Raw genomic sequence first — 8,652 nt, 5'->3', positions numbered from 1 at the left:
GCTTGCAGTAAGTAATATTCTTCACCAGGCATATATAGGTCGCCCATTTTCGATGCGGTAATATCAGCAATAAAATAACCAGAGCCTTTATAACTGAAATCTATTTTTATATCGGGATTACGTTCGGCAAAGATTACTGCAATTTCATCAAGTGAAGAGCGTTGTCCAGCACCGGCATGAAAAAGTATAGCAGGTTTGTTGTTTTCACATCCACTTAGTATAAAAGTATAAAACAATAAAGCTGCGATGATGTTTGGGAGTCGAGCCAAATATTTTTTTTGAAAGCTTTTATAGCAACGAACGTTGGTGTCATATTGTTTTAGTATAGCCTTATAAAACCCTCTGCCTGCATTTACAATAACGTTTGTTAGGGCTTGGTAATAGGTTAAAAATGATGAAGTACTTCTCATTTATATTCTCCAAGATCTACGAGTCAATTGTATAGATAAAGTATAATTATAAACATTATAAATTATGTAGCTTTTGTTTTTGTCGTTGTTGTGAAATCGTTGTCCATAATTTAGCTGTCAACCACCATCCAGCTAAGCCAGCGAAAGTTCCCCAAAAAGCTCCGGCGATTATATCTGTTGGCCAATGCACCCCTAAATAAACGCGACTAATGGCGGCCAAAGAAGCTACTGGATAAGCGATAAGTGCAAGACGACGATCAAGCATGGTAAGCACAAAAGCAATGGCAAATGAATTAGCCGCGTGCAAGCTCGGCATTGAACCGACATTAGCCGCGCCAACAACAAGGCGAACTTCATCGGGTGATAAAAAATAGCAAGGTCGTACTCGCCCAAACCATGGTTTAAGTATTTGATAGCCAATCGTGTCTGAAAGAAAAAGAGCAATACCAGCGGTTATGGCCAAACGTACTATTGCCAAGCGATATCTTAGCCCTAAAATAATTAGAATTCCTAGACCAGCAATTAAAGCAGCGCTTCTATTAGAAAACAAATCAAATAAGCCGTCTAACCACCAAACACCATTGCCATTGATGGCATTAAATAAGAAGTGGTCGAAGCCATTAACTCCATTTGGCATTATCACCTCAAAAAATTTAGCTGCTGATTCACAATGATTCACAATGTAGTAGCGCAACTAAGCATTTTATGCTATTGAAAATTAAATGCAACAAGGATTATTAAAAAAAAATGTAAAAACTGTTCACCTAATGGAACTTGTCAAGATATATTAAAAAATAGATTGATAAAAGAAGGTGGTCGTCTAACTTTAGAAAGAACAGCCTTATTGCAAATAATTTGCGATATGAAAGGCCATTTTACTCCTGAAAATCTACTTGATGAATTGGCGCGCAAAGGTCACAAGGTGTCATTAACTACAGTTTATCGAAATTTATCACTGTTAGTAGAAACTGGGATAATACGTCGCACCGAATGGCAAGATACCGGTCGTTTGCAAGGTGCGTATTATGAGCGTATTTGGGGTAAAAAACATCATGACCATTTAGTTTGTTCGTGCTGTAAAAAGCGCATTGAGTTTAGCTATCCCGCAATAGATATTTTGCAAGATGCAGTAGCAAAAGAGTATGGGTTTACCCTTGAGCGTCATTTTTTAGAGCTTATTGGGATCTGCTCAAAGTGCAGCAATAATGGAGCAGCAGTAAAATGACTTTGTTAAATTCGGCAGTTGGAGCCTTAGTTGAAATTAGAGCCATATTAGGTGGTGCGGCAATAACCAACCGTATGCATGCATTGGGTTTTTATAAAGGCAGCATGATTAGGGTTGTAAAAGCCGCGCCATTTCGTGGTCCCTTATTAATCGAAGACGCAAAAACTGGTGCACGCGTAATGATTGGGCGTGGTATGGCAGATAAAATTGAGGTGATTAGTGCCGAAAAAACATAAAGTCGACGAGATTGTTATCGCCCTTGCTGGGCAACCAAATTGCGGCAAATCCACTTTATTTAATGCAGTAGCAGGTTTTAAGGTTGATACTGGTAATTTTGCAGGTACCTCGGTTGCCTTTGCTGAAACATCACTTAGGCTTGATGGTCGCTTATTGCGAATAATTGACCTCCCCGGTACATACTCAATTTCATCATTTGATCCTGCTGAACGAGTCGCGCGAGACTATCTGCTATCTGGTGAGGTTGATGTCATTGTTAATGTTGTCGACTCCGCATTGCTTTCGCGTTCTTTAGAGTTATCGCTGCAGCTTCTTGAAATGAAAATACCGATGGTTATGTGCTTAAATATGATTGATGAAGCACACCGTAAAGGCATTTCTATTGATGGGCAAAAGCTGTTTGAGTTAACCGGTATACGATCAGAACATGTAGTTGCGGTATTGGGCAGTGGCATTGAAGAATTATTTCGTAAGGCTCTTGAAGTTGCAGATGGTAGTTTTAACCCAGTGCAACCAACCTATGACCTTGATGTAGAAGATTGTATTGCCAAAATCAGCAAGTCTTATCCCACCGCTCTTTTACAAACACTAAAAATGAATGAGCGATTTGTGATTTTGCGGTTGCTTGAAATGGATGATGAGCTAGAAGAAATTGCTAAAAAAATTGCGCCTGAATTTGTCAATATGGTGCGTAATGAACGCAAAAGCCTCGCTGATTTACATGGTTGGTCTGAAGCTTCAGTGTTGGCATCGCATCGTCATGCTTTGGTGCTTGATATTTATGAGCAAATTGCATCACATCAACATGGGGCACTACCAGGTTTACGTGATAAGATTGACCGGTTTATGACTGATCCCTTCGGGGGTAGCATAACCGTAATAGCTTCATTGCTGCTCACTTTTTATCTTGCCTTCTTTCTTGGCGATAAAGTGGCCGGACTTATTGATGAGCCGCTTTCAAATTTGCTTACCTATGTTTCATCGCTTGGTACTGGTTTAACGATTGCTTTATTGTCTGGTCTAGCCGAAGGTGTATTTGCTGGGGCGGGTATTGTATTACCTTATTTAATTCCGTTACTGCTTTTGCTCGCTATCTATGAAGACAGCGGCATACTGCCACGTATTGCTTTTATGGTTGATGGCATTTTGCATCGCGTTGGTTTGCACGGTAAATCGGTAATGCCTTTGCTACTTGGTTGTGGCTGCAATGTGCCAGCGATCATGGCCACGCGTAATTTAGAAAACTCGCGTGACCGCTTTATTACCATGCTAACAATACCGTTTGTGATTTGCTCAGCACGAAGCGTAATTATATTAGCCTTAGCCGGTAAATATCTTGGTGCTGTTTGGGTAGCGGGGCTTTATGTTTTTGCAATTGCTATTGCGGCAACTGTTTCTTTCGCGCTTTCACGTTCAAAACGCTATCCGTCACTTGGTCTATTCATGGAAGTCCCAGCTCTACGCCGACCTTATCCCAGTATTGTAGTAAAAAAGGTCTGGTTGCGTTTGCGCGAATTTATTATTGTGGCATGGCCAGTGATCTTAATTTCGAGTGTGGTTCTTTCTGCCTTATCACATTTTGGTATTGATACTTACATTAATCATGCCTTATCACCATTAACTACTTGGGTGTTAGGTTTGCCAGAAATAGTTGGCATTGCTCTTCTACTTGGTATATTTCGTAAAGAACTTACTTTAGTAATGTTAGAGGCGGCTTTAGGGGTAAATGATTTTACTTCGATATTAACTCACGCTCAGATATTAGTGTTTGTAGTTTTTACAATGTTTTATATACCTTGTATCGCTACGCTAGCAGCACTATGGAAAGAGGGAGGATATAAAACCTGCCTTAAATCAGCGGCATTAAATTTTGGTGTAGCACTTATTTTAGCTGGGATAATTGCACAAATTGCTACGGCAATATAAATACGCGATGCCCTCCAAGATCGTGGAATAGGGGGAGTCTGTATTTGCAATTTGAGTCTTTCCCCCAAAAATGTGCTAGGCTTAGTTATAAGCTAAAGAACAAGTGCACGCGTTTTTTTTAAGGAGATCGGCAAAATGGTAGCTGGTGTTATTGGCAAAGGCCTGTACATCAAGGGTGAACTTCATGGGGAGGACGATCTAGTAATTGAAGGGACTGTCGAAGGTACGATTACTATGAAAAAAAGCCTCATTATTGAGGTAGGTGGTCGTATAAAAGCAGATATTCAAACCGAAAACATTACTATTCGTGGCGAAATGGAGGGAGATCTTAATGCGCGTCATAAGATAGCCATTCACGCCGGTGGCCGCCTGGTCGGTGATATGACCGCACCTAGTATCGAAATTGAAGATGGCGCCTATTATAAAGGCCACATTGAGATGACCGAAGTATAAAAGTTTCGGTATTCATTTGATTACTGCAAGAAAAAAATTATGTGCCTGACCTACTAATTTATTAAGGGGATCGTTACTTAATGGTAACGAATGTGACAAGCAAAACTCTGGTTTGCGAATTTTTCTTACTGCGAGTAAGTATTTTTTGCCATCTAGCATTTATCCATCCAACCAATAGCCAAAATATTTTTTAACTTTAAAAAAGCGTTTACTCCTTGAATTTAAACTGAAATTGGTGTTTTAGTCCGGCGCCAGGATGGTCTGCTGGTAGCTTGCGGCCATTTAATAAATGTGCAAGCAAGCGCTCAAATATGAGCATTTCATCATAACGAAATTGGTTAAGGAGAAGATCTCGATGGCGAGTAAAGCGGCTAAACGAATGGTATATTTTTTCGGCGGTGGCAAAGCCGATGGCAGCGAGAAGATGCGAAATCTCTTGGGCGGCAAGGGCGCAGGACTTGCTGAGATGGCGCGTTTGGGTATTAACGTACCACCTGGGTTCACTATCACTACTGAGGTTTGTACTGATTATTATAAAAGCAAATCCAAATATCCTGTTGGTCTAAAAGAGCAGGTAGAATCAGCTCTTAAAAAAGCTGAGCGTGTACTTGGTGGTCCTAAGTTTGGTGATCCCAAAAATCCATTATTAGTCTCAGCTCGTTCGGGTGCTCGTAAATCAATGCCCGGTATGATGGAGACGGTTCTCAATATTGGTCTTACCTCTAAGACCATTAAGGGGATGATTGAACTCACTCAAAACCCACGTTTTGTTTGGGATTCATATCGTCGCCTTATTCAAATGTACTCCGATGTAGTTATGGAGAAGGCTGATGGTATCGAGCCTGCTGAAGGCAAAGGCGTACGCCAACAACTTGAGGCAGAACTTGCCAAGATGAAGCGTGAAAAAGGTGTCACGCAAGATATAGATCTCACGGCAGAAGACCTTGAAGCGCTTGCAAAGATTTACAAAGCCAAAGTTAAAGAAGTTTTAGGTAAGCCATTTCCAGACGATGCCATGGAACAACTTTGGGGTGGCATTGGCGCTGTATTCAAGAGTTGGAATGGTAAGCGCGCCGTTTCTTATCGTCGCATTGAAGGTATCCCTGATGAGTGGGGTACTGCAGTAAATGTTCAGGCGATGGTTTTTGGCAATATGGGTGAAAGTTCTGCCACTGGCGTCGCCTTTACACGTAATCCAGCCACTGGCGAGAACAAGTTCTTTGGTGAATGGCTTGTAAATGCTCAAGGTGAAGACGTTGTTGCCGGTATTCGTACACCAAATCCGCTTAATGAGGTAACTCGTCACGAAGGTTCAATCTTGCCATCACTTGAGCAAGTAATGCCTAAGCTTTACAAAGAGCTTGTAGGTATTCGTACCAAACTTGAGAAGCACAATTGTGATATGCAAGATCTCGAGTTTACCATTCAAAATGGCAAACTGTGGATGTTGCAAACTCGTAATGGTAAACGCAATGGTCCTGCGGCTGTTCGTATGGCCGTCGAAATGGCCCAAGAAAAACTTATTGACCCCAAAACTGCGGTCCTTCGTGTTAGCCCTGACCAACTTGATGAGTTGCTTCACCCAATGGTTGATCCAAAAGCCGAAGCTAAAACTGACGTATTAGCTAAAGGTTTACCAGCCGGTCCTGGTGGTGCTTGTGGCCATGCAGTTTTCACTTCAGATGATGCGGTTAAGTGGGCCAAGGATGGCAAGAAGGTCATCCTGATTCGCGAAGAAACCAACCCCGAAGACATTGAGGGTATGCGTGTCGCTCAAGGTATTCTCACTGCTCGTGGTGGTATGACCTCACATGCTGCTCTTGTGGCTCGTGGTTGGGGCAAATGCTGCATTGTTGGTGCTGGCGTACTTGATGTTGATGTACACGCCAAGCAATTTGCAGTTGATGGTAAAGTAATTCGCGAAGGCGATATTATTACTCTTAACGGTACCAAAGGTCGTATTTATCAAGGCGAATTGCCAATGATTGTTGGTACTGAAGAGAATCCATATTTTGTCAGCTTTATGCAAATTTGTGATAAAATTCGCACGCTTAAGGTTCGTACTAACGCTGATACTCCTGCTGATGCTAAAAAGGCTATTTCTTTTGGTGCTGAAGGTATTGGCTTGTTCCGTACCGAACATATGTTTTATGGTGAAAATAGTGAAAAGCCATTATTTGCGCTGCGTAAAATGATTCTTTCTGACACCGAGGCTGAACGACGCGCGGCACTTGATGAGTTGTTCCCCTATGTAAAGAAAGACATCAAGGCAACACTTGAAGTAATGGATGGTCTACCAGTTACATTCCGCTTGTTAGATCCACCATTGCATGAGTTCGTGCCCAACAATGCTGATGAGCGTCAAAAGTTAGCGAAATCTTTAAATATTAGCCTTGAGAAACTTGCTAACCGTGCTGATGGCTTGCATGAAACCAATCCCATGATGGGTCATCGTGGTGTGCGTCTGGGTGTAACTTATGCTGAAGTAAGCGAAATGCAGATCCGCGCTATTTTAGAATCTGCTGCTGAGCTTACTAAAGAAGGCAAAAAAGCACTGCCTGAAATTATGATCCCAGTTGTGTGTGAGAAGAAAGAACTCGATAATCAAAAAGTGATTGTTGATAAGGTTGTTCCTGAAGTGCTCAAGAAGTACGGCCTTAAAAAACTACAATACATGGTTGGTACCATGATTGAAATTCCGCGTGCTGCTCTGCTGGCAGGCGAAATTGCCGAGAGCGCTGAATTCTTCTCTTTTGGTACTAATGACCTTACCCAGATGTCATTTGGTTTTTCACGCGATGACATTGGTGGTTTCGTGCCTGATTATATAGAGAAGAAGATTCTGCAACATGATCCATTCCAAATACTTGACCAAAAGGGTGTCGGCGAATTGGTAACCATTGGTATTAATCGTGGTCGTGCTACTCGTTCAAACCTTAAAGTTGGTATTTGCGGTGAGCATGGTGGCGAGCCAGAGAGTGTTAAGTTCTGTCATCGTTCGGGCATGGATTATGTTAGCTGCTCACCATATCGAGTACCAGTTGCACGCTTAGCTTTAGCTCAAGCTGTTGCTGAAGGGGGCAGTGCTAAAGCAGCACCTGCACAGAAGGCGGCCAAAAAGCCAGTAGCTAAAAAGGTTGCTAAGAAGGCAGCTAAGAAAGTTGCCAAAAAGGCAGCTAAGAAAGTTGCCAAAAAGGTAGCTAAGAAACCCGCTAAAAAGGCTGGCAAAAAGAAGAAATAAGACTTAATAGCACAACGCTTTAAGTTTAATAAGTTGTAACTATAAAGCATGACACTCTGCATGAATAATGTAGGGTGTCATGCTTTTTTATTTAAAATTTATATAGTACGAGCTTTAACGAGGAGGGATCTTATTCTTCAATTTATACATAATAGATTTCTCTCTGCTTCTCGAAATGACACAGGCCTGGATCATGTTGAAGCACGTACAACCAATGATGGCTGAAATGTAATGGTCTTGGGATTAGTTGCTAAGTCATCAGTAGCGTTAGTAGCTAATTCATAGGCAGCCTTTCCCATTTCTTCTAGAGGCTGTCTGATCGTTGTAAGCGGCGGGACCGTCGATTGGGCTCTTTCAGTGTCATCATAACCTATGATTGCTAAGTCTTTGGGTACTTGGATTTTATTATCCTGAGCTACTCGTAAAATTCCCGAAGCGCAATCATCACCGGCTGCCGAGAAGACGGCATCAATTGTGATATTTTCATTGATCCAGGTGTTCATGGCTTGCTCGCCTTCGTGATAGGCATAATAAATCACCTCAAAAACTCTATCGTTTGGCAGCGTCTGACCTGCGGTGGCGATGGCGTCACGAAACCCTTTAAGCCGATTGATGGCGTTATACCCACTACCGGGTTGGGTACTGCCACACAATACCGCGAGGTCTTTACGTCCTTGCTTGATCAGATGTTCACCGGCTAAATAGCCCCCACGGTAATTATCAGTGGCAATGGTAGAGGTACCAGGAGCCTCCTCATCAATAAGAATCATAGGGATTTTGGCTTGTTGTAGAATGGTTACCGATTCAGGCTGCGGCCTCATGGCTAGGGAAATAACTGCCAATGGTTGCTGCAATTTAGTAATTTCTTCGATACGTTTTTTTTCGAGATCGGCTTTAGTAAGTGTCGAATGACGGGTAATGATTTGATTGCTTTTAAGATTGGCATTGATATAACTAAGCATCTTAACAGGAAATGGGAAAGCAAAATTACCTGCTATCACGGCGATATTGCGCATGTTTTTAGACCCTATCCCTAAAGTAAGTTGTTTTCATGGAGTCTATGAAAAATTAACGCTGTAATTAAATATTTTATACTCATACTTATTTTTTCACAAATGAGTTTTATACTCATAAGTATTTATTACAGCCTGGGTAGTTAT

8 protein-coding genes are annotated in these 8,652 nt (G+C 41.8%); 5 read left to right on the top strand and 3 right to left on the bottom strand.

From position 1 onward, the window contains the following. Positions 1-410, bottom strand: a 410-nt coding sequence (locus tag JW841_00500) for a hypothetical protein (GenBank protein MBN1959398.1), incomplete at its 3' end; no start/stop codon positions are given. A 55-nt stretch (positions 411-465) separates the two neighbouring features. Continuing rightward, positions 466-1,047: a phosphatase PAP2 family protein gene (locus tag JW841_00495; GenBank protein ID MBN1959397.1), complete on the bottom strand. Its 582-nt coding sequence runs from the start codon at positions 1,045-1,047 to the stop codon at positions 466-468. 162 nt (positions 1,048-1,209) lie between these two features. On the opposite strand from JW841_00495, the gene JW841_00490 reads away from it, so the two are divergent. The 5 genes from JW841_00490 (at position 1,210) to JW841_00470 (ending at position 7,492) form a co-directional block, all read left to right on the top strand. Then, the gene (locus JW841_00490; protein MBN1959396.1) at positions 1,210-1,635 is read left to right on the top strand and encodes a transcriptional repressor; all 426 of its coding nucleotides are present in this window, start codon (positions 1,210-1,212) and stop codon (positions 1,633-1,635) included. Further along, a complete protein-coding gene (locus tag JW841_00485; protein ID MBN1959395.1) occupies positions 1,632-1,871 on the top strand; it encodes a ferrous iron transport protein A in 240 nt (79 codons plus the stop codon). The genes JW841_00490 and JW841_00485 overlap by 4 nt, the downstream gene beginning before the upstream one ends. After that, a complete protein-coding gene (gene feoB, locus JW841_00480; GenBank protein MBN1959394.1) occupies positions 1,855-3,798 on the top strand; it encodes a ferrous iron transport protein B in 1,944 nt (647 codons plus the stop codon). Before JW841_00485 ends, feoB begins: the two co-directional genes overlap by 17 nt. Positions 3,799-3,933: 135 nt before the next feature. Beyond that, on the top strand, positions 3,934-4,251 hold the full coding sequence (locus JW841_00475; protein ID MBN1959393.1) for a polymer-forming cytoskeletal protein: 318 nt from the start codon (positions 3,934-3,936) through the stop codon (positions 4,249-4,251). A gap of 355 nt (positions 4,252-4,606) precedes the next feature. Next, positions 4,607-7,492, top strand: a complete 2,886-nt coding sequence (locus JW841_00470) for a pyruvate, phosphate dikinase (protein ID MBN1959392.1) — start codon at positions 4,607-4,609, stop codon at positions 7,490-7,492. A gap of 191 nt (positions 7,493-7,683) precedes the next feature. Here JW841_00470 and JW841_00465 read toward each other — a convergent pair whose 3' ends face one another. Beyond that, positions 7,684-8,508, bottom strand: a complete 825-nt coding sequence (locus tag JW841_00465) for a substrate-binding domain-containing protein (protein MBN1959391.1) — start codon at positions 8,506-8,508, stop codon at positions 7,684-7,686. Between the last annotated feature and the right edge of the window lie 144 nt (positions 8,509-8,652).

It is taken from the genome of Deltaproteobacteria bacterium (assembly GCA_016931625.1).
In the GTDB taxonomy this organism is placed as follows: Bacteria; Myxococcota; XYA12-FULL-58-9; order XYA12-FULL-58-9; family JAFGEK01; genus JAFGEK01.
Note: the sequence above shows the minus strand (reverse complement) of the source record. Positions and strands in the feature narration are given on the sequence as shown.

Bases quoted from the DNA above. Each gene is read 5' to 3' on its own strand.
- JW841_00465 (MBN1959391.1), bottom strand. From the start codon at position 8,508: ATGCGCAATATCGCCGTGATAGCAGGTAATTTTGCTTTCCCATTTCCT.
- JW841_00485 (MBN1959395.1), top strand. From the start codon at position 1,632: ATGACTTTGTTAAATTCGGCAGTTGGAGCCTTAGTTGAAATTAGAGCC.
- JW841_00495 (MBN1959397.1), bottom strand. From the start codon at position 1,047: ATGCCAAATGGAGTTAATGGCTTCGACCACTTCTTATTTAATGCCATC.
- JW841_00470 (MBN1959392.1), top strand. From the start codon at position 4,607: ATGGCGAGTAAAGCGGCTAAACGAATGGTATATTTTTTCGGCGGTGGC.
- JW841_00475 (MBN1959393.1), top strand. From the start codon at position 3,934: ATGGTAGCTGGTGTTATTGGCAAAGGCCTGTACATCAAGGGTGAACTT.